Source organism: Achromobacter sp. ES-001, from assembly GCF_019448355.1.
In the GTDB taxonomy this organism is placed as follows: domain Bacteria; phylum Pseudomonadota; class Gammaproteobacteria; order Burkholderiales; family Burkholderiaceae_B; genus Achromobacter; species Achromobacter spanius_B.
This window is the reverse complement of record NZ_CP079940.1, coordinates 4,926,403-4,953,305: the sequence shown is the minus strand read 5'-3', so window position 1 is coordinate 4,953,305 and position 26,903 is coordinate 4,926,403. Positions and strand designations below refer to the sequence as shown.

23 protein-coding genes and 1 tRNA gene are annotated in these 26,903 nt (G+C 65.5%); 13 read left to right on the top strand and 11 right to left on the bottom strand.

Features of this window, described 5'->3' with window-relative positions; genetic code table 11:
* The first annotated feature begins 67 nt into the window (after window positions 1-67).
* Complete coding sequence (locus tag KYT87_RS22495; protein WP_046804439.1) at window positions 68-511, top strand: MaoC family dehydratase; 444 nt, start codon at window positions 68-70, stop codon at window positions 509-511.
* Window positions 512-652: 141 nt separating this feature from the next.
* Here the strand turns inward: KYT87_RS22495 and KYT87_RS22490 are convergent, their stop codons facing one another.
* The gene (locus KYT87_RS22490) at window positions 653-1,846 is read right to left on the bottom strand and encodes an acyl-CoA dehydrogenase (RefSeq protein WP_006221118.1); all 1,194 of its coding nucleotides are present in this window, start codon (window positions 1,844-1,846) and stop codon (window positions 653-655) included.
* Window positions 1,847-1,982: 136 nt separating this feature from the next.
* Complete coding sequence (locus KYT87_RS22485; protein WP_219990880.1) at window positions 1,983-3,665, bottom strand: thiamine pyrophosphate-binding protein; 1,683 nt, start codon at window positions 3,663-3,665, stop codon at window positions 1,983-1,985.
* Window positions 3,666-3,801: 136 nt separating this feature from the next.
* On the opposite strand from KYT87_RS22485, the gene KYT87_RS22480 reads away from it, so the two are divergent.
* From KYT87_RS22480 to ybaK, 3 genes are all read left to right on the top strand, one after another.
* Window positions 3,802-4,716: a LysR substrate-binding domain-containing protein gene (locus KYT87_RS22480; RefSeq protein ID WP_219990879.1), complete on the top strand. Its 915-nt coding sequence runs from the start codon at window positions 3,802-3,804 to the stop codon at window positions 4,714-4,716.
* Window positions 4,717-4,791: 75 nt separating this feature from the next.
* On the top strand, window positions 4,792-5,775 hold the full coding sequence (gene xerD / locus KYT87_RS22475; protein ID WP_219990878.1) for a site-specific tyrosine recombinase XerD: 984 nt from the start codon (window positions 4,792-4,794) through the stop codon (window positions 5,773-5,775).
* A gap of 70 nt (window positions 5,776-5,845) precedes the next feature.
* Window positions 5,846-6,334, top strand: coding sequence for a Cys-tRNA(Pro) deacylase (ybaK, locus tag KYT87_RS22470; protein ID WP_104144562.1), 489 nt, complete (start codon window positions 5,846-5,848; stop codon window positions 6,332-6,334).
* Here ybaK and KYT87_RS22465 read toward each other — a convergent pair.
* Window positions 6,291-7,343 (bottom strand): NADP-dependent oxidoreductase, encoded by a 1,053-nt coding sequence (locus tag KYT87_RS22465; protein ID WP_219990877.1) that lies wholly within the window; start codon window positions 7,341-7,343, stop codon window positions 6,291-6,293. The genes ybaK and KYT87_RS22465 overlap by 44 nt on opposite strands.
* Before the next feature lie 179 nt (window positions 7,344-7,522).
* Complete coding sequence (locus tag KYT87_RS22460; RefSeq protein ID WP_255593437.1) at window positions 7,523-8,416, bottom strand: LysR family transcriptional regulator; 894 nt, start codon at window positions 8,414-8,416, stop codon at window positions 7,523-7,525.
* 141 nt (window positions 8,417-8,557) lie between these two features.
* Here KYT87_RS22460 and KYT87_RS22455 point away from each other — a divergent pair, with 141 nt between their 5' ends.
* The 4 genes from KYT87_RS22455 (at window position 8,558) to KYT87_RS22440 (ending at window position 12,015) form a co-directional block, all read left to right on the top strand.
* Entirely contained in the window at window positions 8,558-9,496 is a 939-nt protein-coding gene (locus tag KYT87_RS22455; RefSeq protein ID WP_219990875.1) for a dihydrodipicolinate synthase family protein, read from the top strand.
* A gap of 99 nt (window positions 9,497-9,595) precedes the next feature.
* Window positions 9,596-10,576: a tripartite tricarboxylate transporter substrate binding protein gene (locus tag KYT87_RS22450; RefSeq protein WP_219990874.1), complete on the top strand. Its 981-nt coding sequence runs from the start codon at window positions 9,596-9,598 to the stop codon at window positions 10,574-10,576.
* Complete coding sequence (locus KYT87_RS22445) at window positions 10,566-11,270, top strand: SDR family NAD(P)-dependent oxidoreductase (protein WP_219990873.1); 705 nt, start codon at window positions 10,566-10,568, stop codon at window positions 11,268-11,270. The genes KYT87_RS22450 and KYT87_RS22445 overlap by 11 nt, the downstream gene beginning before the upstream one ends.
* 166 nt (window positions 11,271-11,436) lie before the next feature.
* Window positions 11,437-12,015: a DJ-1/PfpI family protein gene (locus KYT87_RS22440; RefSeq protein WP_046804448.1), complete on the top strand. Its 579-nt coding sequence runs from the start codon at window positions 11,437-11,439 to the stop codon at window positions 12,013-12,015.
* A gap of 136 nt (window positions 12,016-12,151) precedes the next feature.
* Here KYT87_RS22440 and adhP read toward each other — a convergent pair whose 3' ends face one another.
* The gene (adhP, locus tag KYT87_RS22435) at window positions 12,152-13,177 is read right to left on the bottom strand and encodes an alcohol dehydrogenase AdhP (protein WP_046804449.1); all 1,026 of its coding nucleotides are present in this window, start codon (window positions 13,175-13,177) and stop codon (window positions 12,152-12,154) included.
* Between the two features lie 299 nt (window positions 13,178-13,476).
* On the opposite strand from adhP, the gene KYT87_RS22430 reads away from it, so the two are divergent.
* Entirely contained in the window at window positions 13,477-13,866 is a 390-nt protein-coding gene (locus KYT87_RS22430; RefSeq protein WP_046804450.1) for a ribbon-helix-helix domain-containing protein, read from the top strand.
* A 111-nt stretch (window positions 13,867-13,977) separates the two neighbouring features.
* Here the strand turns inward: KYT87_RS22430 and pbpG are convergent, their stop codons facing one another.
* Entirely contained in the window at window positions 13,978-15,222 is a 1,245-nt protein-coding gene (pbpG, locus tag KYT87_RS29910) for a D-alanyl-D-alanine endopeptidase (protein ID WP_046804451.1), read from the bottom strand.
* 310 nt (window positions 15,223-15,532) lie between these two features.
* Window positions 15,533-15,607, bottom strand: a tRNA-Arg gene (locus KYT87_RS22420).
* Between the two features lie 275 nt (window positions 15,608-15,882).
* Between KYT87_RS22420 and KYT87_RS22415 the strand changes: the two genes are divergently transcribed.
* Window positions 15,883-17,541, top strand: a complete 1,659-nt coding sequence (locus tag KYT87_RS22415; RefSeq protein ID WP_219990872.1) for a hybrid sensor histidine kinase/response regulator — start codon at window positions 15,883-15,885, stop codon at window positions 17,539-17,541.
* Here KYT87_RS22415 and KYT87_RS22410 read toward each other — a convergent pair.
* From KYT87_RS22410 to KYT87_RS22395, 4 genes are all read right to left on the bottom strand, one after another.
* Window positions 17,531-18,187 (bottom strand): response regulator transcription factor, encoded by a 657-nt coding sequence (locus KYT87_RS22410; protein ID WP_046804483.1) that lies wholly within the window; start codon window positions 18,185-18,187, stop codon window positions 17,531-17,533. The two genes, KYT87_RS22415 and KYT87_RS22410, sit on opposite strands and share 11 nt — an antisense overlap.
* Before the next feature lie 7 nt (window positions 18,188-18,194).
* On the bottom strand, window positions 18,195-20,150 hold the full coding sequence (gene acs, locus KYT87_RS22405) for an acetate--CoA ligase (RefSeq protein ID WP_219990871.1): 1,956 nt from the start codon (window positions 20,148-20,150) through the stop codon (window positions 18,195-18,197).
* A gap of 100 nt (window positions 20,151-20,250) precedes the next feature.
* Entirely contained in the window at window positions 20,251-21,927 is a 1,677-nt protein-coding gene (gene actP, locus KYT87_RS22400; RefSeq protein ID WP_219990870.1) for a cation/acetate symporter ActP, read from the bottom strand.
* A complete protein-coding gene (locus KYT87_RS22395) occupies window positions 21,924-22,202 on the bottom strand; it encodes a DUF485 domain-containing protein (protein WP_046804506.1) in 279 nt (92 codons plus the stop codon). The genes actP and KYT87_RS22395 overlap by 4 nt, the downstream gene beginning before the upstream one ends.
* A gap of 359 nt (window positions 22,203-22,561) precedes the next feature.
* Between KYT87_RS22395 and KYT87_RS22390 the strand changes: the two genes are divergently transcribed.
* From KYT87_RS22390 to KYT87_RS22380, 3 genes are all read left to right on the top strand, one after another.
* Window positions 22,562-23,773: an MFS transporter gene (locus tag KYT87_RS22390; protein ID WP_046807928.1), complete on the top strand. Its 1,212-nt coding sequence runs from the start codon at window positions 22,562-22,564 to the stop codon at window positions 23,771-23,773.
* A 184-nt stretch (window positions 23,774-23,957) separates the two neighbouring features.
* Window positions 23,958-24,137 (top strand): hypothetical protein, encoded by a 180-nt coding sequence (locus KYT87_RS22385; RefSeq protein WP_219990869.1) that lies wholly within the window; start codon window positions 23,958-23,960, stop codon window positions 24,135-24,137.
* A 102-nt stretch (window positions 24,138-24,239) separates the two neighbouring features.
* Window positions 24,240-26,903 (top strand): PD-(D/E)XK nuclease family protein, encoded by a 2,664-nt coding sequence (locus KYT87_RS22380; RefSeq protein WP_219990868.1) that lies wholly within the window; start codon window positions 24,240-24,242, stop codon window positions 26,901-26,903.

Here is a 26,903-nt window from a genome sequence, read left to right as displayed (position 1 = left end):
CGTGACATACGTGAAGACCACGGCGCGCCTTGAGCGCGCCGCTTGTTATTCCGGGGGAAAAAAACAAATGAAGTTCGCTGAATTCAAGGACGGCATGCTGATCAAGGCCGGTCCCATCACCGTGACCGAAGCCGAGATCCTGGAGTTTGCTCGCAAATTCGATCCACAATGGTTCCACACCGACCCGCAGCGCGCGGCGGAAGGGCGCTGGGGCGGGCTGATCGCAAGCGGTTGGCACACATGCGCGTTGGCGATGCGGATGGCGGTGGACGCCGCGCTGCACGATTCCGAATCGTTTGGTTCGCCCGGCCTGGGCGAAGTGCGCTGGCGCACGCCGGTGCGCCCCGGCGATACGCTGCGCCTGGAAGCGCGCGTGCAAGGCGCGCGCACGTCGTCATCGCGCCCGGACCTGGGCATCATCACGTGGGCCTGGACGGTCATCAACCAGCACGACGAAGGCGTGCTGGAACTGGACGCGACAAGCCTGTTTGATCTGTCGGGCGAAAACTAAAACAACGGGTCCGCGCGCCGGGTGCCGTGTGCCGCGCGCCATGTGCCGTGTGCCCCAAAAAAAACCGCCTTCATCCGAAGGCGGTTTTTGCATTCAAGCCGGCGAACCGGCAAGCGATCCATCCATCAAAGGATCAAGCGATCAATAGAACGCCTGGATGCCCGTTTGCGCGCGGCCCAGGATCAGGGCGTGCACGTCGTGGGTGCCTTCGTAGGTGTTGACCACTTCCAGGTTCACCAGGTGGCGGGCCACGCCGAATTCATCCGAAATGCCGTTGCCGCCGAGCATGTCGCGAGCCAGGCGGGCAATGTCCAGCGCCTTGCCGCAGGAGTTGCGCTTCATGATGGACGTGATTTCGACGGCGGCGGTGCCTTCGTCCTTCATGCGGCCCAAACGCAGGCAGCCTTGCAGGGCCAGCGTGATTTCGGTTTGCATGTCGGCCAGCTTCTTCTGGATCAGCTGGTTGGCGGCCAGCGGGCGGCCGAACTGCTTGCGGTCCAGCGTGTACTGGCGGGCGGTATGCCAGCAGGCTTCGGCGGCGCCGACAGCGCCCCAGGCGATGCCGTAGCGGGCGGAGTTCAGGCAGGTGAACGGACCCTTCAGGCCGGACACGCCGGGCATCATCTGGTCTTCGGACACTTCCACTTCGTCCATGACGATTTCGCCGGTGATCGACGCGCGCAGGCCGACCTTGCCGTGGATGGCGGGGGCCGACAGGCCCTTCATGCCCTTGTCCAGGATGAAGCCGCGGATCTTGCCGTCGAAGTCGCCGCCAACGCATTTGGCCCACACCACGAACACGTCCGCGATGGGCGAGTTGGTGATCCACATCTTGTTGCCGGAAATCTTGTAGCCGTCGGACGTCTTGACGGCGCGGGTTTCCATGCCGCCGGGGTCGGAACCGTGGTTGGGTTCGGTCAGGCCGAAGCAGCCGATCCATTCGCCGCGAGCCAGCTTGGGCAGGTACTTCTGCTTTTGCGCTTCGCTGCCGAATTCGTTGATCGGCACCATCACCAGCGACGACTGCACGCTCATCATCGAGCGGTAGCCGGAGTCGATGCGTTCGACTTCGCGGGCGATCAGGCCGTAGCTGACATAGTTCATGCCGGCGCCGCCGTAGGCTTCAGGAATGGTGGCGCCCAGCAGGCCGAGCTCGCCCATTTCAGAGAAGATTTCCGGATCGGTCTTCTCGTTGCGGAAGGCGTTCAGCACGCGGGGGGCAAGCTTGTCCTGCGAATAGGCATAGGCGGCATCGCGCACCATGCGTTCTTCTTCGGTCAGTTGCTGGTCCAGCAACAGGGGATCTTGCCATTGAAAAGAAGGATTCGAGGACATGCTGGGTCTCCGCTATGGATTTCCGTATTCGGAATCTAGAAAGTTTAAACCTAAAATAATTCGGGCGGCAAGTTCGGGTTTCCGAGGGCGGCGCGCTAGGGAGCGCGCCGCTGGATTGCCGGCCGGATCAGGGGTGTCAGTGCTGGGCTTTGAGCGCCGCGTCGCGGATCTTTTCCAAGGTCGTCGACGGGGTGATGGTTTCGGGGTCGATGAAGCAGTGCAGGATGGCCGGCTTGCCGCTGGCCAGCGCGCGTTCGAAAGCCGGGCCGAATTGTTCGGTGGTTTCCACGCGTTCGCCGTGGCCGCCAAAGGCGCGCGCGTAGTCGGCAAAGTCCGGGTTTTTCAGTTCGGTCGCGGACACGCGGCCGGGGTAGTGCTTTTCCTGGTGCATGCGGATGGTGCCGTACATGCCGTTGTCGACCAGCACCACGATGATGGGCAGGTCGTACTGGACGGCGGTGGCAAATTCCTGGCCGTGCATCAGGAAGCAGCCGTCGCCGGCAAAGCAGACAACCGTCTTGTCAGGCCAGACGCGCTTGGCGCCCACTGCCGCGGGCAGGCCATAGCCCATCGAGCCCGACGTCGGCGCCAACTGCGTGCCAAAGCGCGTGAAGCGGTGGAAGCGATGCAGCCAGGTGGCGTAGTTGCCCGCGCCGTTGGTCATGATGGCGTCGGCCGGCAGCGTCTTTTCCAGATAGGCCATGACCTGGCCCATTTGCAGCGCGCCTGGCGTCGTGATGGTTTCTGGGTCGCTCCATTTCAGGTACGACTCGCGCATGGCCTGCGTGCCTTCCGCCCACACGGGCTTGGCCGGCGCCTTCAGGCCGCCCAGCGATTCGGCGAACGCGGCGGGCGACGTGTTGATGGCCAGCGTGGCGCGGTAGACGCGGCCGAGTTCGGCGGTGTCGGGATGCACGTGCACCAGCTTTTGCTTGGGGACAGGGATGTCCAGCAGCGTGTAGGCCTGGCTGGGGTTTTCGGACATGCGGCCGCCCACCAGCAGGATCAGGTCGGCGTCGGCCACGCGCTTGAGCAGCGCCGGGTTGATGCCCAGGCCCACGTCGCCGATAAAGCACGGGTGGTCTGCCGGGAACAACATCTGGCGGCGGAACGACACCGCCGTGGGCAGCGCATGGCGCTGCGCGAAGTCGGCAAACTGCTGCACCGCGCGGGCGTCCCAGCGGGTGCCGCCCAGGATGGCGACGGGGTTCTTGGCGTCGGCCAGCAACTTTTCCAGGTCGGCCAATTGGCCGGCCGTGGGAGCGGATTCGATCAACTCATAGCGCGGGGCGTCGGCCACCTTGGCCGCTTCGACCAGCATGTCTTCGGGCAGCGCAATCACGACGGGGCCGGGACGGCCCGACGTGGCGATGTGGAACGCGCGCGAGATCAGTTCGGGGATGCGTTCGACCTGATCGATCTCGGTGACCCACTTGGCCTGCGTGCCGAACACGGCGCGGTAGTCCATTTCTTGAAAGGCTTCGCGTTCGCGCATGCCGCGTTCGATCTGGCCCACGAACAGGATCAGCGGCGTGGAGTCCTGCTTGGCAATGTGCACGCCGGCCAGCGCGTTGGACGCGCCCGGGCCACGGGTCACCATGCAGATGCCGGGTTCGCCGGTCAGCTTGCCGTGCGCGTCGGCCATCATGGCCGCGCCGCCTTCCTGACGGCACACCGTCACTTTGATGTCCGCGTCGTGCAGGCCGTCCAGCACCGCCAGGTAGCTCTCGCCGGGAACGCAGAAAACGTGTTTGACGCCCTGGGCGACCAGTTGGTCGACCAGAATGTGACCGCCAAGGCGGGAATCTTGCTGAGACATGGTGGGGTGTCGTGGGTAGCCGAGGATAAGACTCCCGAGGATATGTGCCCTGGCCGCACAACGCAATTGATAAAATTGCACAATCTATTGATTCCCCGGCACGTAGTGCCCTGTTGGCTTTCAGGCAGTTTGGTCCATGAGAAACGGCATCCCCAATTTGACCGCCTTGCAGGCGTTCGAGGCATCGGCCCGGCTGGGCAGCTTTTCCCGGGCGGCCGAAGAACTGTCCCTGACTCACAGCGCGGTCTACCGCCAGGTGGCCAGCCTGGAAGCACGCCTGGGCGTGCAACTGTTCACCCGCGTGCGCCGGCGCATCGTGCTGACCGATCACGGCGCCGAATACGCGGGACGCATCCGTCACCATCTGGACCAGATCGAAAAAGACACCTTCGGGCTGGTCAGCCGCACCGGCATGGGGCGCAGCATCCATATCGCGGTGGTGCCCACGCTGGCCACCACGTGGCTGATCCCGCGACTGGCCGATTTCCAGGACGCGCACGCGGACATCACCGTCAGCCTCTCGGTGCGCACCTTGCCGTTTCAATTCAAGGACCAGCCGTTTGACGGCGCGCTGTATCACGGCGACGGCCTGTGGCCCGGCACCCAGGGCGTGTTGCTGTTTCCCGAGCGCGAACTGGTGCCGGTGTGCGCGCCGGCGCTGGCCGCCCGGGCCGCCAAGACGGCGCAAGCCGGGGTCAGCGTGCTGACGGGCATGACGCATCTGCACCTGGCCTCGCGGCCGGACGCCTGGCGCCAGTGGTACGGCGCCAATAACCATCTTTATGGCCCGCAGGCGGCGGGCGGCCCGCGCTATGAGCTGTTCACCATGGTGATGGCGGCGGTGCAGGCCGGCCTGGGGGTGGGGCTGATGCCGCGCTTTCTGGCGCAGCCCGCGCTGGACCAGGGCACGCTGGCCATGCCGGTGCCGCAGTCGCTGACCGTCAGCCAGGGGTATTACTTTGGCTATCCACAGCGCAGCGAGCGCTCTGACGCACTGAAGCTGTTTGAAGCCTGGCTGAAGTCCGCGGCGGCGGGCGTCGGGGAACGATAACCGCCGGCTGCCCGACGCGCCCTCGGCTTTCAAGCCTGCCGCCGTCTTCCGAACGTTCTAGAATGCCGCATCCTTATGTCGACTTCCCGCCCGCCCTTAGCTTCCCAAGCCGATATCGACGCCTTCATCGACGCCGTGTGGCTTGAAGACGGCTTGTCCGCCAACACGCTGGCCGCCTATCGCCGCGACCTGACGGGTTTCGCCCGCTGGCTGGAAGACCCCGAAGCGTACGCCCGAGAAATGGCCGACCGCTATGGCGATGCGGCCGGCGCGCACGCGTTGCCCGTCGGGCAAGCCAAGCCGCTGTCCAAGGCCGACAAGGCCGACATCGAAGCCTGGTTCGCCTTCCGCCACGAAGAAACCCGCGCCACCACCGCCAACCGCCGGCTGGCCGCGCTGCGGCGCTTTTTCGCCTGGGCGCTGCGGGAGCATCGCGCCGAACGCGATCCCTGCCTGACCCTGATTGCCGCCAAGCAGCCGCCGCGCCTGCCCAAGACGCTGTCTGAACAACAGGTGGATGCGTTGCTGCGCGCACCGGATGCTACGCAACCGCGCGGCCTGCGCGACCGCGCCATGCTGGAAACGCTGTACGCCACCGGCCTGCGCGTGTCCGAACTGGTTGGCGTGCGCGCCTTGGATGTCAGCCTGAACGAAGGCGTGGTGCGCGTGGTGCTGGGCAAGGGCGGCAAGGACCGCCTGGTGCCGCTGGGCGCCGAGGCCGCCCACTGGATCGACCAGTACATGAAGACGGCGCGCCCCGAACTGGGGGCGGGGCGGCAGAGCGACGCGTTGTTCATTACCGGCCGCGCTGAAGCCATGTCGCGGCAAGCGTTCTGGCAGCTGGTGAAAAAATACGCGTTGCTGGCCGACATCCACGCACCGCTATCCCCGCACGTGCTGCGCCACGCTTTCGCCACGCATCTGCTGAACCATGGCGCGGACCTGCGCGTGGTGCAGATGCTGCTGGGCCACGCCGATATTTCCACCACGCAGATCTACACGCACGTGGCACGCGAGCGCCTCAAGGCGCTGCACGCCGCCCACCACCCGCGCGGATAGCCACTGGCGGACCGGCCGTTCTTTGCCCTGTTCTTGTTCCTCTTCTTCCCCATCTCAACCCGGTCTATCCATGAGCAAAGCCCGCCACGTTTCGGAAACCCCCGCCACCCAGCTCCTCAAGCAGCACAAGGTGCCTTACACCGAGCACACCTACGACTACGTCGACCATGGCGGTGCCGGTGAGGCCGCGCGCCAGCTGGGCCTGGACCCGCATGCCGTCGTCAAGACCTTGGTGATGGAAGACGAATCGGCCAAGCCCTTGATCGTGGTGATGCACGGCGACCGCGAGGTCTCCACGAAGAACCTGGCGCGTCAGGCCGGCCTGAAAAAGGTCGAGCCCTGCAAGCCCGAGGTGGCGCAGCGGCATTCCGGTTACCAGGTGGGCGGCACGTCGCCCTTCGGCACGCGCAAGAAAATGCCGGTGTGGGTCGAAGCCGATGTGCTGACGTACCCGGTCGTCTATATCAACGGCGGCAGGCGCGGCTACCTGATCGGCATCGACCCCAACGTGCTGGTCACGGTGCTGGGCGCAAAGCCGGTGTCGGTGGCGTTGGAATAAGGGAAGAGGGCGAGGCCTGCACCCGGATCGCCACTTTACCCTTGGCCCGGCCGCTTTCCACATAGGTCAGCGCCTCTTGCGTGGCTTCCAAGGGAAACACCCGATCCACCACCGGCGTGATGGATCCGGCTTCGATCAGGGCGGTGATTTGCCGTAACTGCCGTCCATGCGCACGCATGAATACGAAGTCATAACTGACACCGGCGTTGGCGGCCTTTCTGCGGATGCCCAGGCTAAGGAAACGCATGGCCTGCACAAGGCCCCAAGACAGCCCGCGTTGCTTGGCAAAGGAGGGCGTGGGCGGGCCGGAAATCGAAATCAGCTTGCCGCCGGGTTTGAGCACCGCTATCGATTTTTTCAGCACGTCCGGCCCAAGCGAATTCAGCACGACGTCGAGATCGTGTAGCTCGGCCTGAAATTCCTGCGTGCGGTAGTCGATGACTATGTCGGCGCCCAGCGCCTTGACCCATTCCACATTGCCGCTACCGGTTGTGGCGGACACGTGCGCCCCCAACGCCTTTGCCAGCTGGATGGCGATGGTTCCCACGCCACCGGAGCCGGCGTGGATCAGCACCTTTTGTCCCGCCTTCAACCGGGCAGTCTCGACCAGTACCTGCCAAGCGGTCAGCGCCACCAGCGGCACGCAGGCCGCCTGTTCCATGTCCAGGTTGCGCGGCTTGGGCGCCAGCGCGTTCTCGTCCACCGCGATCAGTTCGGCGAAGCCGCCGATGCGGTCGTCTGGAAGGCGGCCATAGACTTCGTCGCCGATCTTGAACTGGCGGACCTTGCGCCCCACGGCTGTTACCACGCCCGCTATGTCGTTGCCCAATATCAGCGGCAATCGATAGGGCAGGATCAGCTTGAACTCGCCTTTGCGGATCTTGGAATCCAGCACGTTGACGCTGGCCGCATGCACCTCTACCAACACGTCGTTCTCGCCCACGGTGGGCTCAGGCAATTGGCCCAGGCGGCCAACGTCCTTGTAGCGCTTGATAAAGAATGCCTTCATGGTGGCGTCGCCTTTTGCAAGATCGATTCGCGGCTTGGCAAGACGCGTAAATTTTAAGATGTCGATCGTAATCTAAATAGGCTGGGGCCGCAATGCGCCGCGCCTGCACGTACGAGCGCCGATCAGCGCAGGGCAATCTACGCTGGCGATGGATAACGCGAATCGGGCGTTCGCGCGACTTACGCGCTGACCAGCGCCCACAAGTTTTCGGCAACCGGCGCCATGTCGCTCGGTTGCCTGAAGAGGCAGATCTCAAGCGGGATGTCCCATTCCGGTCCCCCGGCGCGGACCAGCTTGCCGTCTTGCAAGTCTTCATGCACCAGCATGTCCGGCAGCCACGCGATGCCGCGGCCCTGGATCGCCATGGATCGCAGCAGCGTGGCGTGCGGTCCGACAAAGCTGGTCTGAATGCGGTCAGCGTGCATTGGCTTATATCGCAATTGGCTGGCCACGATGCGGCCCAGTCCTGATGTGGACCCATAGGCCAGGAACGGCACCGCGTCGTCGCCATCCAGGCGGTGTGTCGGTTCGCCCTTGGCGTCCGAGGCCGGCGCACCGACCGGCACCAGCACGTCGGTACCCAGGCACACCTTGGGATAGGCGAATTCATCCAGCCGGCTGGCTACCTGAGGATGACGGTGGCACAGCAGAAACTGCACGCGACGCTGCGCCATCAGGTCTTCGCAGGCCTGGAAACTGTCGGACATCATCTGGATGGCGCCGACTTCCATCCTGGTTTCCAGCCGCGTCAGCCATTTGGGGAAGAACGACAACGCCAGCAGATGGGTCGCGGCAAAGCGCAGGCTGGCGCCGTGCTGCGCGTGGGCGGCCATGGCCTTGATGCGCGCGGCCTCCAGGTCGGCCATCACCTGCTTGAGCAGCGGCAGGAATTTCTGGCCCGCCGCGGTCAGCTCGGTGGGGTGGCTGCTGCGGTCGAACAGGTCGGCGCCCACCCATTCTTCCAGCGCGCGGATGTGCCGGCTGAATGCCGGTTGTGCGATGGCGCGAGCTTCCGCCGCGCGCGAAAAACTGCCTGTCTCGGCCAGGGCGCAAAAGTCCTCCAGCCAATTCATGTCCAAAGGTCGATTTCCGGGTCCCATGAGGTGTGTGCGCCGCAGCAAAAATAATTCTATGCAATTCGAGTATTGGACGGCCGCAAGGGGCTACCGCGATCATAAAGCCATTCCAACACGTACAAGATACGGAGACGCAGCATGGCTTCCATCTCGAATTACCGCGGCATCATCCCGGCAATTTCCTGCCCCTTTACCGCCGATCACCGCATCGACGAGCCGGCGCTTCGCCGCCTGGCGTCGTGGCTGGCCGGCCATGATGGCGTGGTTGCCGTCATGACCAACGGCCACACCGGCGAGGTGTTTTCCCTGACCCCGTCCGAACGCACGCAGGTCACCCGTATCGTGGCCGACGAGCTGCGCGGCAAGCTGCCGGTGATTTCGTCGATTGTGTGCGAAGGCATTGCCGAGGCCACGGAACATGCCCGCGCCGCGCGGGAAGCGGGCGCCGCCGCATTGGACGTCATGCCGCCTCATCACTGGCTGCGCTTTGGCTTCACGCCCGGGCACGCGCTGGATTATTTCGACGCCATACACCGCGCCGCGCCCGACCTGGACCTGGTGTGCCACGTATATCCCGCGTGGACGCGCGCCTCGTATTCGTCGAAGCTGCTGGCGGACCTGGCCCGCCTGCCTTACGTGCAGGCGTTCAAGGTGGGCCAGCGCGACATGAACAAATATGCCCGCGACATCCAGGCGCTGCGCGACGCGGATGCGTCCAAGGCCATCCTGACCTGCCACGACGAATACCTGCTGGCCTCGATGGTGCAGGGCGTGGACGGCGCGCTGGTCGGCTTCGCCACCTTCATCCCGCAACTCATCATCGACCTGTGGGAAGCCGTCAAGGCGGGCGACCTGAAGCGCGCCCAGCAGGTGCAGGCGCTGATCACGCCGCTGAAAGATGCGGTCTACGGCGGCGGCGAGCCCACTGGCGAGGCGCATGCCCGCATGAAGGCCGGCATGTACCTGGCCGGAGTGCTGGACAACGCCACCGTGCGCCCGCCCACCGAGGCGCCCGGCGACGCCGACATGGACGCACTGCGCGCGGCGCTGTCGAACGCGAAGTTGCTGGCGCGCTAGCACCGATTGCGCGCGTGGCGGCACGCAAGCAGGCGGATGGCCTTGGGGCCATACCGCCGCACGATGCCGCAACGGATCATCAATAAGAGGAGACAAATCATGCAAAAAAGAATCGTGTTGCGCGGCCTGGTTGCGCTGTGCGTCGGTCTTGCCGGCGGCGGGGTGCAGAGTCTGGCCCAGGCCCAGAACAGCTATCCGTCGCATCAGGTCCGGTTTGTGATTCCCTTTCCGCCTGGCGGCACGCTGGACATGCTGGGCCGCGATCTGGCCCAGAAGCTCAGTGAGCAGACGGGGCAAACCTTCATCGTGGAAAACCGCTCGGGCGGCAACGGCATCATCGGCGCCGACGTGGTGGCCAAGTCGCCGGCCGATGGCTACACCCTGCTGTTCAACGCGTCGACCTTCACGACGGCGCCGATGACGATGAAGTCGGTGCCTTACGACGTCGACAAGAATTTTGTGCCCGTGGCCCTGGCGGGCAAGGCGCCGTTGTCCCTGTCCGTGAAAAAAGATCTGCCGGTAACGGACCTGGCCGGCCTGCTGACGTATGCCAAGCAGAACCCAGGCCGCCTGACTTTTGCCGTGGGCTCGATCGGGTCGGCCGGCCATCTGGCTACGGAACTGCTCAAGCGCCAAGGCGGCCTGGACTACACGGTGATCCCGTATCGCGGCACGTCGCCCGCGCTGCAAGACCTGGTAGGCGGGCGTATTGACGGCTTCATCGACCCGGTGCTGGGCGCGGTGTCGTACTACAAAAGCGGCATGCTGAAGATACTGGCCGTGACGTCCGAGGCGCGCTTGCCCAACCTGCCCGACGTGCCCACCGTCAGCGAAATCTTGCCGGGTTATCAGTTCTATAGCTGGTACGGGCTGTGGGCACCGGCCGGCACGCCTGCCCCCGTTGTCGAGAAGTTGAACGCCGAGGTCAACAAGGCCCTGTCCTCGAGCATGACGGCCAAGTACGAACAGCTGGGGGTGACCTTGACGCCGGGGTCCGCCGGTGCGTTCGCGCAATTCCAGAAAGACGACATGGCGCGCTCGCTCAAGATCGTGCAAGAGGGGCGCATTCATGTCGAATGAACGCAGCGCCGGCCTGGCCGTGGTGACAGGCGCCACGGGCGGCATCGGGCTTGCCATCGTGCAGCATCTGCTGACGGCGGGGTGGCAGGTGGCGGGCCTGGACATCGGGCCGGCCGTGGCGCGGCACGATGCCTATCGCCACATTACGGTCGACCTGTGCGACGAGGCGGCAACGCGGCGCGTGCTGGATACGCTCAAGGATGCGCGCGCGCTGGTTCATGCCGCGGGCATATTGCGGGTCGGGCCCCTGGCGCTGATGGACCCGGCCGACGGCGAGCGCATGTGGAAGCTGCACGTGGATGTCGCCGTTCGCATGGCGCAGATCCTGACGCCCGAGATGGCCGCGCGCGGTGATGGCCGTGTGGTGCTGATCGGCAGCCGCGTGGCGCAGGGCATGGCGGGTCGCAGCCAGTACGCCGCGTCCAAGGCCGCGCTGGTGGCATTGGCGCGCAGCTGGGCCGCCGAGCTGGCGCCGCAGGGCGTGACGGTGAACGTGGTGTCGCCGGCCGCCACGCAGACGGCCATGCTGGATGATCCGGCGCGCGCGGCCAGCGCGCCGCGCATGCCGCCGATCGACCGGCTGATTCAGCCCGACGAAATCGCGGCACTGGTGCACTTTCTGATGTCGCGCGAGGCGGCGGCGATCACCGGCCAGGACATCGCGATCTGCGGCGGCGCATCGCTGCCGCGCTGAACGCCTTTGCGGCACTGCGCGGGAGGCCACGCTTGCCTGCCGCGCGTGGTATCCCATTACCACCATCCGTCTTCGCGGCGGGGGCACAATGGCCGCTACAACATCAAGAACCGGGCCCCACCACGCTGGGCGCGCAACCGGCTGCCCTCATCCCAAGGAGACTTCCATGAGCAAAAGACTGTTGATGCTGGTCGGCGATTACGCCGAAGACTACGAAACCATGGTGCCGTTCCAGACGCTGCTGGCCGTGGGGCACACCGTGCACGCGGTCTGCCCGGACAAGAAAGCGGGCGACACCATTGCCACCGCCATCCACGACTTCGAAGGCGCCCAAACCTACAGCGAAAAGCGCGGCCACAACTTTGCGCTGAATTTTGATTTTGCCCGCGTCGAACCGGCGTCGTATGACGGCCTGGTCATTCCGGGCGGCCGCGCACCGGAATACCTGCGCTTGAACGAAAAGGTATTGGAGATCGTGCGTTATTTCGATCAAGCCGGAAAGCCGATCGCGGCCGTGTGCCATGGCGCGCAGTTGCTGGCCGCTGCCGGCATCCTGAAAGGCCGCACCTGCTCGGCGTACCCGGCGTGCGCACCGGAAGTGCGTCTGGCGGGCGGCACCTATGCCGAGATCGGCATCGACCAGGCCTATACCGACGGCAACCTGGTGACCGCGCCCGCGTGGCCCGCGCATCCGGCATGGCTGTCGCAGTTCCTGGCGGTGCTGGGCACGAAGATCACGCACTGACGGGACGAGCGCACAAAGGCTCCCCGGGGCATGGGATTGCCCCGGGGAGCCGTTGCGTTCAAGCCATCAAGCCATCACTGGATCACGGGATCACGCCCCAAAGCCCTTTGTGTTCAACCGATCCCGTCAGGTCGGGTCAGGCAAAGTCCAGCACGACGCGGCCTTCGATCTGCCCTTGCTTCATGCGGTCGAACACGCTGTTGATGTTCTCCAGCCGGTCCGTGGAGACGGTCGCGCGGACCTTGCCCTCTTCGGCGAATTGCAGCGATTCCTGCAAGTCCAAGCGCGAACCCACGATGGAACCGCGCACGGTCACGCCGTTGAGCACCATGTCGAAGATGGACAGCGGGAAGTCGCCCGGTGGCAAGCCGTTCAGCGCCACGGTGCCGCCGCGCCGCACCATGCCCAGCGCCTGTTCGAAAGCCTTGGGCGACACGGCGGTGATCAGCGCGCCATGGGCGCCGCCAATTTCACGCTTCAGGTAAGCCGCCGGGTCGGTCGTCCGGGCATTGACGGTGACTTCGGCGCCCAGGCGGCGAGCCAGATCCAGCTTGGCGTCGTCGATGTCCACGGCGGCCACGTTCAGGCCCATTGCGCGGGCGTATTGCACGGCCATGTGGCCCAGCCCGCCCACGCCCGAAATCACGACCCAGTTGCCGGGCCGCGTGTCCGTCATCTTCAAGCCTTTGTAGACGGTCACCCCCGCGCACAGCACGGGAGCAATGTCGATGAAGCCAACGTTCTTGGGCAGCAGCCCCACGTAGTCGGCGGCGGCCAGCGCGTATTCCGCGAAGCCGCCGTTGACCGAGTAGCCGGCGTTCTGTTGCTGTTCGCACAGGGTTTCCCAGCCGCCCAGGCAATGTTCGCAATGGCCGCAAGCGGAATACAGCCACGGAATGCCGACGCGATCGCCTTCTTTCACATGGGTCACGCCCGCGCCCACCGCCACCACGTGGCCGACGCCTTCGTGGCCGGGAATGAAGGGCGGGTTGGGTTTGACGGGCCAGTCGCCCTGCACGGCATGCAGGTCGGTATGACAGACCCCGCAGGCCTCGATCTTGACCAGCAATTCGCCCGGCCCGGGTCGCGGCACCGCGACTTCCTCGATCACCAGGGGTTCACCAAATGCGCGCGCTACTGCGGCCTTCATGGTTTTATCCATCTCTACCTCCGAAGTCAGGTCTGTTTCACCATGCTCGAACGCGGACAGCTTTTAATCCATGATTTATATCAACCCGTAGTTGATGGAAGGCGATAGGAAACGTGTCGTTGCAGAATCGTTAGGCTCTGGCCCCCAAAATGCCGGGGTCGCGGGCCGCGTATTCAAGGGTCAACGGGACGGGGCAGGGCGCGGCGCATGGCGGCGGCGTGGCATCTTGCAGCCGCCGCGCCAAACGTCGTACAGTGGTCCACCGCAGGCGCGCCGTCTGGCATGGCGCGCCGACCTTGCAGGAGCCCCCCATGTGTGAAATCTTCATCCGCGCAAGCGAGCAGTCGTACGCGCCCGAAACCCGGTCTTTGCGCCTGCACGGCGTGGCAACCAGCTTGCGGCTGGAACGGCTGTTCTGGCAAACCCTGGAAGAAATCGCGGGGCGCGACGGCATGCGCGTTACGCAACTGATCGAGCGCCTGTACGACGAACTGGTCGAATATCGGGGCGAAGCCGCCAACTTCACGTCGTTCCTGCGCGTGTGCTGCCTGCGTTATCAACTGCTGCAAGCCGATGGCCGGATTCCGCGCGACGCGGCCGTGCCGATCCAATCGCTGAACCCGCAAGCCGTGCTGCAAGGCCTGCCCGCTTCCATGTACGACGCTGAGCCGCTGCGCGCCAAACGCCGCGCCGCCGCGTAGCAAGACCGAATTGCGCCGGCGAACGTAGCGCATTCAAGCGCCGCGCATCCAAAAGAAAAGGCCCGATCAGATCGGGCCTTTTCATTGCGCAGCGCTTAGCGGGTCAGGCGTTCAGCCACCCGGTTGAATCGACGCCAGCGCCACTTCGTTCTGCACGATACGGCGGATGCGCACCGCATCGCCAATCCGTGACAGCTTGCCCTGCGAATCCAGCAGCACGATGGCCAGGTCGCGGCCATTGATGCGAGCCAGCATCACCAGGCATTCGCCGGCTTCGTTGATGTAGCCGGTCTTGGACACCTTGATGTCCCAGTCGGGCTTGCGCACCAGCAGGTTCGTGTTGCGGAAGGTCTGCGTGCGGTTGTTGATTTCAACTTCGTACTCGGTATCGGTCGAGTAGCGGTGAATCAACGGCCGCTGCGAGGCCGCGCGCAGCAGGCGGGCCAGATCGTGCGGCGACGACACGTTGTTGCTGGACAGGCCGGTGGGCTCGATAAAGCGCGTGCTGGTCATGCCCAACGATTGCGCCTTGGCGTTCATGGCGGCCACGAACGCCGGCAGGCCGCCCGGGTAATGGCGGCCCAGCGCGTTGGCGGCGCGGTTCTCGGAAGACATCAGTGCCAGGTGCAGCATGTCGCCGCGCGACAGCTTGGTGCCCACGCGCAGACGCGACGTTGTGTGCTTCAGGCCATCGACGTCGTCGTCGGTGATCTCAAGCATTTCATCCATCGGCAGGTTGGCGTCCACCACGACCACGGCGGTCATCAGCTTCGAAATGGAAGCGATGGGGCGCACCACGTTTTCGTTCTTTGCAAAAAGGACGGTCGAGGTTTCCAGGTCTTGCACATAGGCGGTGCTGGATCGCAACGCCGCCGCTTCCGCGCGTACCGACGAGGCGGGCGGCGGCATGGCTGCCGACGCAGCCCCGGCCGCAGCCAGGCGCTGGGCGCGGCCGGGCTTGTTCGGCTTGCCGTTCTTGCCCGTGGCGGCGGCGCCTTTCTTAGGCGGCGTGGCCTTGGCGGCCACCTGCTTGCCGCCCTTGGGCGCGGCGTTCTTGGCGGTGGACGAAGACTTGGGCGGGGCTTTCTTGGCGGTGGACGAAGATTTGGGCGCGGCTTGCTTGGCAGAGGCCGAAGACTTCGGCGCGGCTTGCTTGCCCGCCGACGTCTTGCCGGCGCTGGCCTTGGGAGCAGGCGCTTTCTTGGCTTGTTGCGCCTTGCAAGCCGCCGATTTGGCGTTGGTCTTGCAAGGGTCAGAATTTTTCGCGGCTTGCGCGGCGGGGGGCAGGAGCGCGCACAGCGCCAGCGCCGCCGGCGCTACCGCGTTCGCAATTGCACGTTTCCAGGAAAATGCCATGGTTGAGCAGGCTTGTCAGTCTGTGAAAAAGTATTTCTTAAGCCGGCGTGACGTCGGTTCAGGAAAAGTCCAGATGAATTAGGGGCTTACGCGTCGAATTTAAACAGCACATCAAGTTGCACGCAAGGCGATTCGCCATCTTGCCCGAAAAAAATATCGGTGACGTATTGACGAAGATTCAATTCGTCACAAGGAGCGACATGAGAAGCTACCGGCGCAAGGCGCGTGAGCGTAGCCCGGATTAACCCTCATCTGGCTGAACGCGTGGCATGGCGGGGAGCAAATCGGCGTGGGAATCGAGGCCGGAGGGTGGCCTCGCCGGGTGGAATCGAACCACCAATTGACCCTTAGGAGGGGCCGGTTATATCCATTTAACTACGGCGAGACGGTCAGGCTGGGGTCGCGCATGGGGTGGCGACCGGGCCAGAGTTTATCACTGCCTTGGGCCTTCAGCGGCGTACAGCCACCGGCGGCGGCCGGTGCAAAGGGTATGGCGGGCTTGCCCGCCCGGCGGCTTCGTACTTGTCTGATATTGCAGGCCGGACGTCAGCCCGGAGCGCGTTCGCCGCCGCGCCCGCGTCATAATGCGCAACGCCGCCGGGCATCATCACAATTACAACTTGCGCCCTCGGCCCGCCCCCTATGCAGGAGACTTGCGCCATGACGCTGGGCTGGCTTGCGCTTGCCTTGTTCGCCCTTGCCCCGCCCGCGGTTGCCGCGCTTCGGTGGGCGGGACGCTTTCGGCCCGGCGCGGGGGCGCTGCCCCGCGTGCCCGACCTGCTGGCCACGTTGGACAGCATCGATCAGGGCGTCAGCGTGGTGGATGCCCGTATGCGGCTGGTGGCGTGGAATCGGCAATATCAACATTTTTTTGACTATCCGGACGGCCTGCTCAAAGTCGGCCGACCCGTCGCGGACGTGATCCGCTTCAACGCGCGGCGTGGCAAATTTGGCTCGGGACCTGGGCTGGATATCGAAGCGGTCGTGCGCAAGCGGGTCGGCTTCATGCGGGCGGGCACCGTCTATCGCGGCCAGCGCACGTTGCGGTGTGGGCGTGTGGTGGAGCTTCGGGGCCGGCCGTTGCCGCGAGGCGGCTACGTCACCAGCTACCGCGACATCACCGACTTCAAGCGCGTGCAGCTTCAACTGCGCGACATCCATGACACCTTTGAGCGGCGTGTCAGCGCGCGCACCCGCCAGATCGAGGCGGCGCAGCAGTCACGCACGCAGTTTCTGACGGCGGTAAGTCACGATGTGCTGCAACCGATCAACGCGGCGCGCTTGTTTGCGTCGGCGCTGAACGAGGAACATGAGCCCGAGGCGCAGCGCTACCTGGCCGGGCGGATCAACACGTCACTGCGCGCGGCCGAAGAGCTGCTTGACGGCTTGCTCGATGTGTCGCGCTTGAACGCCGGCATGTTGCAGGCAGAGCCTTGCGACTTCGACGTCGAACCGCTGCTGCGCCAACTGGCGGACCAGTACGGCCTGGTCGCGCTGCGGGCGGGCTTGCAATTGCGCCTGCATGCCAGGCGCCCGCTGCCGGTGCGCAGCGACCCGCGCCTGTTGCGCCGCATCTTGCAGAACTTCCTGGCCAATGCGCTGCGCTACACACGCAGCGGCCGCATCCTGTTAAGCGCGCGGCCTTGCGGCGGGCACGTGCGCTTGCAGGTCTGGGACACCGGGCCGGGGATTGCGCCCCATCAGCTACGCACCGTCTACGACGAGTTTCAGCGCCACGCCCCGGGGCAGGACGAGCTCCTTCGCGGGTATGGTCTGGGCCTGTCCATCTGCCGGCGGTTTGCCTCGCTGCTGGGGCATCCGCTGGACGCGCGATCGGCCGTTGGGCGCGGCAGTGTGTTTTCGATCAGCGTGCCGCGATCAAACACGTGCCTGCAAGGGCCGCCGCCGCGCCTGGAACGCCCGCTGTCGCATGGCTCGCTACAAGGCCTGCGTGTGTTGTGCCTGGATAGCGACCCCGACGTGCTGGGCGGCATGCAGGCGCTGCTGGGCCGCTGGCAGGCCAGCGTGCTGTGCGCCGCCACGCTGGACGAGGCGCTGTCGATGATGCGGCATCAACCGCACGTGCTGCTGGTGGACTATCACTTGCGCGACCGCCTTGACGGCCTGGACAGCCTGGATGCGCTGCGCGCGGCCGCGCCGTCCGTACGAGGCGCGTTGCTGTCGGTGGATGGCGATAGCGCCTTGAAGCAGGCTGCGCGGTTACGCGGCTATCGGGTGCTGGCCAAGCCCGTCAAGCCCGCGTCGCTGCGCGCCTTCCTGGCCGCAAAACTGCGCGCTCAGGCCACGCTCAAACCTTGATGCCGCAACGCCAGGTGCCCAGCCCCAGGCGTTCGGCGATCAATACCGCCTGCGTCCGGTTGGACACGCGCAGCTTGCGCATGATGGCCGTCATGTGCGCCTTGATGGTGGCTTCGGACACCTGCAATTCATGCGCGATCTGTTTGTTCAGCAGCCCGGCGCCCACCATCTGCAACACGCGAAACTGCTGTGGCGTCAGTTCGCGTACGCTAGCCGCCATCATGGGTTCGCGCGCCGCAGACGCCTTGGCGGCAGGGGTGGCGCCTGGCACCCAGGCGCCACCGTCCATCACGTGGATCAGGGCCGTGCGCAGCGTTTGCGCATCGGACGATTTCGGGATGAAGCCCATCGCGCCGTGATCCAGCGCCCGCCGTATCAGCAGCGGATCTTCATGCGCCGACACAATGACGATCGGCAGTTGCGGATGTTGGCCGCGCAACTGCTTCAGCGGCCCCAGGCCCGACGAGCCGGGCATGTCCAGGTCCAGCAAGAGCAGGTCGGCGTCGGGGCAGGAATCGACCAGGTCGTAAAGCACGCTGACCTGGTCGGCCTCGTGGATGACCGCGCCGGGAAAGACCCGGCCGATCACGCCACGCAGGGCTTCTCGAAACAGCGGGTGGTCATCGGCGATAAGCAGGACAGGCATCGGCCGATCATGCCACACGCCGTTCGCGGACCAGCGCCTGCACCACCGACGGATCGGCCAGTGTGGTGATGTCGCCCAGATCGTCCACGGAGTTCTCGGCAATCTTGCGCAAGATGCGCCGCATGATCTTGCCCGAGCGCGTCTTGGGCAGGCTGGGCGCCCATTGCAGATGGTCGGGCGTGGCGATGGGGCCGATCTCGCGGCGCACGTGCGCCACCAGTTCGTGACGCAGCGCATCGGACGGTTCCGCGCCCGCCTTCAGCGTGACATACACGTAGATACCCTGGCCCTTGATGTCATGCGCGAAGCCCACGGCCGCGGCCTCCGCCACCTTGGGATGCAGCACCAGCGCGCTTTCCAGTTCGGCGGTACCGATGCGGTGCCCGCTGACGTTAAGCACATCGTCCACGCGCCCGGTAATCCAGTAGTCGCCGTCTTCGTCGCGACGGCAACTGTCGCCCGTGAAGTACATGCCGGGGTAATCCTTGAAGCAGCTCTGGATATAGCGCGGTTCGTCGCCGTACACGGTGCGCGCCTGCCCCGGCCACGAGTCGCGGATGAACAGGTTGCCCTCGCCGGCGCCCTCGATGATGGCGCCGGTCTTGACGTCAACAAGCTCGGGCCGGACGCCGAAGAACGGCGTGCCGGCCGCGCCGGGTTTGGCGGCCTTGGCGCCGGGCAACGGCGAAATCAGGATGCCGCCGGTTTCGGTCTGCCACCACGTGTCCACGATGGGGCAACGGCCCGCGCCCACCACGCCGTGATACCAGCGCCAGGCTTCGGGGTTGATGGGTTCGCCCACCGTGCCCAGCAAGCGCAACGACTGGCGTGACGTGCGCAGCACCGGGCCCGGGCCTTCGCGCATCAGGGCGCGGATGGCGGTGGGAGCGGTGTAGAAGATGGTCACGGCATGCTTGTCGATAACCTGCCAGAAGCGCGAGGCGTCCGGGTAGCTGGGCACGCCTTCGAACACGACGGTGGTGGCGCCGTTGGCCAGCGGGCCGTACACCAGATAGCTATGGCCGGTGATCCAGCCAACGTCGGCCGTGCACCAGAAGACATCGCTGTCGCGGATGTCGAAGATGGCGGCGTGCGTGTAGGCGGCGTAGACCAGATAACCGCCCGTGGTGTGCAGCATGCCCTTGGGTTTGCCGGTGCTGCCCGACGTGTACAGAATGAACAGCGGGTCCTCGGCGTTCATGCGCTCGGGCGGGCAGTCGGTGGACTCGGCTTGCATCAGCTGATCCAGCCAGTGGTCGCGGTTGGCGGTCATGGTGACCGGCGTGCCGGCGTGGGGCACCACCAGCACGGTGCGCACGCCTTCCATGCCCGGCATGTTCAGCGCGGCGTCCACGTTGTCTTTCAGGGGGATGCCGCGGCCCGCGCGACGGCCGCTATCGGCGGTGATGATGGCTTTAGCGCCGCAGTTGCGCACGCGGTCCGCGATGGAAGCGGGCGCGAAACCGCCGAACACCACGTTGTGCACGGCCCCGATGCGCGCGCAGGCCAGCAACGCCACGACGGTCTCGACGATCATGGGCAGGTAGATCGTGACGCGGTCGCCCCGCCCGATGCCTTGGCGGCGAAGCGCGTTGCCCATCTGGCAGACCTTGGCGTGAAGCTCGCGATACGTGATGCGTTGCGAGGGCAGGTCGGGGTCATCGGATTCCCAGATCAGCGCGACCTTGTCGCCGCGCGCTTCCAGGTGCCGGTCCAGACAGTTGACGCTGACGTTGAGCTCGCCATCGGCATACCAGCGGATGTGAAAGTTATCGGCCGACAAGTCCACGTCGCGGATCTGAGTGGGTTCCTGATACCACTGCAAGCGCTTGGCGGCGTTTGCCCAGAACGCGTCGGGGTCTTGCAAGGACGCCGCGTACTGCTGCGCGTATTGCTCCTGCGTCACCGTCTGCGGCCCGGCAAACCCTTGCGGGACGGGGTAGCGATCGGGGATGGGTTCCATTAGGGCTCCTGGGGCGGTTGATGGGAGATCGTTATCGGGCACGGTGCATGTTCATGCTCATGTCCATGTTCATGTTCATGTCCGTATTCATGCGCGGCGTTCAATGCGCAACCGCCGTGGTGGCGCCGATGCCCGTCTGGCTGCGCACGGTCAGCGCGTCGAAGGCCGCGGCTTCTTGTTGTGCGCGCGGGCTGTTGTCCAACTTTGAAAACAGCCAGATCGAGAAGAACGCAAGCGGGATGGACAGGATGCCGGGGTTCGGAAAGGGCGTGATGGGGGTGGCAAAACCGAACACATCCACCCAGACGGTGTCGCTTAGCACGACCCACAGCGTGGCGCTGGCCAGCCCCAGGAAGCCGCCGATGGTGGCCCCGCGCGTGGTGCAGCCGCGCCAGGAAATGGACAGCACCAGCACCGGGAAGTTGGCGCTGGCCGCGATGGCGAACGCCAGGCCCACCATGAAGGCCACGTTCTGGTTTTCAAACACGATGCCCAGCAAGATCGCCATGATGCCCAGCGCGATGGTGGACAAGCGTGAAATGCGCATCTGCTGGCGTTCAGTGGCGCGGCCGCGTGCAATGACGTTGGCGTACAGGTCATGCGAAATGGCCGCCGCGCCGGCCAGCGCCAGCCCGGCCACCACCGCCACGATGGTGGCGAAGGTTACCGCCGCCAAAAAGCCCAGCAACAGGTTGCCGCCGACGGCGTTGGCCAGGTGCACCGCCACCATGTTGGTGCCGCCGATCAGGCTTTTCAGCATGTCGAACTTCCCGTCGACTCCCGTGACGAAATACTCGGGATGACGCACCAGCAACGCCACCGCGCCAAAGCCGATGATGAACGTCAGCAGGTAGAAGTAGCCGATGAACGAGCTGGCGTAGATGACCGATTTGCGCGCTTCTTTCGCGTTGGACACGGTGAAGAATCGCATCAGGATATGCGGCAGGCCAGCCGTGCCGAACGCCAGCGCAATACCCAGCGACAAGGCGTTAAGCGGGTTGCTGCTGACCTGCGCGCCCGGCGCCAGCAGTTCGCGGCCGGACGGGTGCACCCGCGTGGCTTCGGCCAGCAAGGCGTCGGGGCTGTAGCTGAACGCGGCCATGACCAGCACCGTCATCAATGTGGCGCCCAGCAGCATCAGCACGGCCTTGATGATCTGCACCCACGTGGTGGCCGTCATGCCGCCGAAGGCCACGTAGATCATCATCAGGGATCCGACGATGACCACGGCCACGTTGTAGTCCAGCCCGAACAGCAGCACGATCAGCTTGCCCGCACCCACCATCTGCGCGATCAGGTACAGCGCGATGATCAGCAGCGATGCGCTGGCGGCCAGCACTCGCATCGGCGTTTGCGCCAGCCGGAACGAGGTCACGTCGGCGAAGTTGTAGCGGCCCAGGTTGCGCAGCCGTTCCGCGATCAGGAACATGACCACGGGCCAGCCGAACAAGAAGCCGATGGCGTAGATCATGCCGTCGAAGCCGCTGACGTACACCATGCCCGCGATGCCCAGGAACGAGGCGGCGGACAGGTAGTCGCCCGCGATGGCCAGGCCGTTCTGAAACCCCGACAAGCCGCCGCCGGCGGTGTAGAAATCAGACGTGGTGCGGGTGCGCTTGGCGGCCCAATAGGTGATGCCCATGGTGCCCGCGATGAACGTCAGGAACATGACGATGGCGGACATGCTGGCCTGGCCGGTGGTGGCGGCGCGTGCCGATCCGGCCAGCGCGCAACCCGATATGAAAATCAATGCGGCGCCCAGTTTCTTGTTTTTCATGACACGTCCTTGATGATGGCGGCCAACAGCGGGTCGAACACGGAATTGGAGATATGCACGTAAGCGGAAATCAACACCACGGCGCTGCACACGACCAACGTGCCGGTCAGCACGCCAATGCTCATCGTCATGTCCGGCACGGGGCTGCCGAAGAAGACGGGGTCGAATGCCAGCGTCAGGATGAAGCCGGCGTAGATGACGGCGGTGATGGCGAAGAAGAGCAGGCTGGTGCGACTGCGGCGTCGCAACAATTCCTGGTATTTGGGATGGCGCATGACGGCGTCGGTGATGGTGGCGGGGGTGGCGGAGGTGGCGGGGGTGGCGCCGGGGGTGGGGTCGGGGGTGGGGTCGGGGGTGGGCACGGTCGGGCTCCTTGTTGTTATTGCCGGACGGCGTGTAGGCATCCGGGTCGGCCCGCGCAGCGATGCCTTGCGGGCCTCTGCCCAATATAGAGACGCATCACCGGCTCGGACACTCGACCTTGGTCGTACGGGGTAGGCCCTAGTGACAGCGCGGCATAAAGCGTGATTCGCCAGAAGGGCTATTACGGTTTGGAGCGCGGCGACTTGTTTATGATGTTTGCCGAGTCCCGAGGAGGGGACGCAAACCCACACAACAACCAGACACGGGTTTCATGTCTACGCAAACCGATACGATTTCCACGCGCACCCTGATCCTGGGCACCCTGGTGGTGCTGCTTGCCATGGGCGTGCGCGCCACCTTCGGCCTGTTCATGCAGCCGATGGGCCTGGCCCACGGCTGGGGCCGCGATGTCTTTTCCATGGCCTTCGCGCTACAGAACCTGGTCTGGGGCGTGGCCTGCATCTTCATGGGCATCCTGGCCGACCGCTACGGCTCGGGCCGCACCATCGCGCTGGGCGCCGTGCTGTACATGTTGGGCATGATCGGCACCCGCTTCGCCACCGATGAAACCACCTTGTACCTGTCGGCCGGCGTGCTGGTCGGGCTGGGGCAGGCGGGCACGACGTTTCCGGTGATCCTGCCGGTCGTGGCGCGCGCGGTGCCGGCGGCCTACCGCAGCACGGCCATGGGCATTGCCAGCGCGGGCGGCTCGTTGGGCCAGTTTGCCGTGGTGCCGACCGGGCAGGCGCTGATCACCGGCATGGACTGGCCCGGCGCGTTGTGGGTCTTGTCCCTGTTCGTGGCCTGTGCCGCGCCGCTGGCCTATTACCTGCGCGGGCGCCCGCAAGCGCAGTCCGGGCCGCAGCAGTCGCTGGCGTCCGCGGTGCGGCAGGCCGTGCGCCATCCGTCGTTTCACTTCCTGTTCTGGAGCTACTTTGTCTGCGGCTTTCACACCGCGTTCATCACGCTGCACTTGCCGGCCTACGTGACGGATGGCGGCTTGACGGCGGGGCAGGGCGCGACGGCGGTGGCGTTGATCGGCCTGTTCAATGTGCTGGGCTCGTTCTATGCGGGCAAGCTGGGCGGCAAATACAGCAAGAAGCGGCTGCTGGCCGTGGTGTATTTCATGCGCGCGTTCGGCATCCTGCTGTTGCTGGCGGTGCCGCTGTCGGCGTGGGTGCTGTACGTGTTCGCCGCGTGGATGGGGCTGTTCTGGCTGGGCACCGTGCCGCTTACCCAGGGGCTGATCGGGCAGATCTACGGGCTGCGCTATGCCGCCACGCTATCGGGCATCGTGTTCCTGGGCCACCAGCTGGGCAGCTTTATCGGAGTGTGGTTGGGCGGGTACGCGTACGCCAAGACCGGTAATTACGACATGGTCTGGTGGCTGGGCGTGGCGCTTGCCGTGATTGCCGCGCTGTTGTGCCTGCCGGTGCGCGAACAGCCGGTCACGCCTGTGGAGACGCGCCCGGTGTCGGCCTGAGATGGCGTGGTGGCTGGCGCCGGTTCGGAACCGCTTCGGAGCCGCTTCGAAACGGCTTCCAACCCGCTTCCAAACCGCTTCGAAACCGGCCCAAAATCGCCGTTACGCTTGTCTGCCCCCTTCGTGTTTGTTTGAAACTGAGATAAAACTGTCCCGCAATTTCACCGAAATCGACGCGCCTGTGATGCCCTCCCACGATCCTTCCCTGCCGCCTGCCCAACCGCCCGCCGCCCGCCGCCATCGCGCCTGGCGCGCTGTGGGCATGCTGGCGCTGGCGGCGGTGCTGGGCTTGGCTTTCTGGGGCTACACCACGCCCGACATGCAGGTGCATTGGGAAAACCTGGCATCGCTTTGCGGCTTTTAGCCGCCTTTGCCCCGGCGGCTCGCGGTATCCTACGACGGTAATTTTCCCGTCGTTTTTTTCGTCTTCCCGCGCGGCCTTCGGGCGCGCGATTTACGGATGCCCATGCAGGACGCGTCGCTTTCCCATCCCTTTCTATCGCTGCCGGATATCGGCGCCCTGGCCGCCGCCGACACGCTGGTGTTGACGGTGAACAACCGGCTGTCGCGCCGCCTTACGCTGGAACTGGCCGGGCTGCTGCGCCAGGAACGCCAGGTCAGCGAGTTGCCGCGCATCCTGCCGCTGTCCGCCTGGCTGGCCGAATCCGCCAACGAGCTGGCCTTCGAAGCGGACGACGACGTGCCCGCCTATCGGCTGGACAGCTTCGCCACGCAACTGGTCTGGACCGAAGCCATCCGCGCCGAAGAAGCCGAACGCGTGCTGCTGGACGCCAGCCAGGCGGCTAGGCTGGCGATGGACGCCGACCTGCTGATGGACGAATGGGACCTGCACGTGCCTTCGGGCGCCGACACGGATGAATATCGCGGCTTTGCGCGCTGGCGCGTGCGCTACCGGCAAACGCTGGCCGGCATCGACGCCGAAGACGCCAACCAAGGCTACGCACGTGTGCTGCGCGCGTTGGAAGAGGGCCGTCTGCGCACGCCCGCGCAGTTGGTCCTGGCCGGCTTTACCGATATGTCGCCGCGATTTCGCCGCCTGCTCAGCGCCTTTGAAATGCAGGGTTCGCGGGTGTCGCAATGGCGTGACGAGCAGCGTGTTGAAACGGTGGCGCGCCGTTTCGAAGCGGCCGACCAAGGCGCCGAATGGCGCGCGGCGGCCGCTTGGGCTGCCGGCCAATTGAAGGCGCATCCGCAAGGGCGCTTTGCGATCGTCTCGCCGCAGCTGGAAGCCGAATCGCCATTCGCGCGCCGCATCTTGAGCCAGGCGCTGGCCGGTCGCGACGGGGCGCCCGCGCATGCCTTCAACGTGGCCGTGGGCCGGCCACTGAATGAATGGCCGATGGCGCGTGCCGCACTGGCGTGGCTGCGCGCGTTGGCGGAATGTGCAAGCGGCAAGGGCTGCGGCGTAGACGTTCTGGGCGCGGCCTTGCTGGCCGGGCATTGTGCCGGCGATGTCCGCGACCGCGCGCGCCTGGCCGCCATCGACGCGCGCTGGCGCCGTCAAGCCGTACAACATGTCAGCCCGCATGATTGGAAAAAACTGCTGGCCGATCTTCCCGCGCTGGCGCCGGCCTGGCATCAGGCGCTGGAAATCTGGACGCAAGGCGGCCGCCAGGCGACGTGCGACGTCTGGATGCTGCGCATGAAAGCGGCGCTGACGGCGCTGGGTTTCCCGGGCGAAGGCGTGTTGGACAGCGTGGCCTACCAGGTCATGGGCGCATTGGGCGACGCGCTGGGCAGCTTTTCGGCCTTGGCGCCGGCAGCCGGCCGGCTGGGCGGGGTGGCGGCGGTCAACCTGCTGCAAAGCGTGGCGCGGTCGGCATCGTTTCAACCGCAGCGCGATCCCACGGCGCGCCTTGACGTGCTGGGCCTGCTGGAAGCCGAAGGCGGCTATTGGGACGGCGTCTGGATGCTGGGTTTGACGGACGACGTGCTGCCGGCCTCGCCCAAGCCCAACCCGCTGTTGCCGCTGGCAGTGCTACGCCAGGCCAAGGCGCCACGCGCCACGCCGGAACGTGAACGCGAATGGGCCGAAGGCATGTACGCCGCGCTGTGCCGCTGCGCGCCCGACATCATCGTCAGCCACGCGCACATGGACGGGGAACGCGAGCTACGGCCATCGCCGCTGATCGCGGGCGCCTTGCTAAGCGACTGGATGCCGCCGGCGGCGGCTCCCACTGCGCCCTTGCCGCAAGAGTCGCTGGACGACAATCTGGGGCCGCCACTGGCGCCGGGCAACCGGGGCGGCGGCGGGCTGGACGTGCTGGACACGCAGGCGCGCAACCCGCTTTGGGCGTTCGTGCGCCACCGCCTGGGCGGGCGCGAGCTGGCGCCTTATGCGGACAGCGCCACGGTCAACGTGCGCGGGCAGTTCCTGCATAAGGCGCTGGAATTGGTATGGGGCATGATGCCCGACCAGGACACGCTGCATGAAATCATGGCCACGAGCCGGCTGGCTGCCTTGCTGGAGCAGGCCGTGGCGCAGGCTGCCGACGAAGAACTCAAAGACTACGCGCCCGCGTTGAAGGCGCTGGAATGCCAGCGCGCGCGCGCCGTGCTGGCCGCGTGGCTGGACATGGAAGCGCAGCGCTTGCCGTTCGCGGTTGCCCAGGTCGAAAAAAACCACCAGTGGCAACGCGGCGCGTTGAACCTGAAATTGCGTCTGGACCGTATCGACACCCTGGCCGATGGGCGCAACGTCATCGTCGATTACAAGACAGGCGTGGCCGCCGCCAAGCCGGAACCCGATTGGTCGCGCAGTCGGCCCGTGAATGTGCAGTTGCCGTTCTACGCGTCGGTGCTTGCCGATGCCGCGGGCGGCGAGGTCGCCGGGCTGGTGCTGGCGCAGATCCATGCGCGGCAGGTCGCGGCGCAAGGGCTGGCCGATGAAGACCTTGGCGTGCCCGGGGTGACGCTGGCCAGCGACAGCAAGTTCTTCGATGGTCTGACCTGGCCCGAGATCCGGCAGCGTTGGCGCGTTGCCATCGAAGCGCTGGCTGATGAGTATGTGGCGGGCGTGGCCACCAACATGGCCTACCGCCGGGACGATTTGAAATACTGCGATGCATTGCCGTTCTTGCGTTTGCATCTTGACGACGAGGACGCCTAA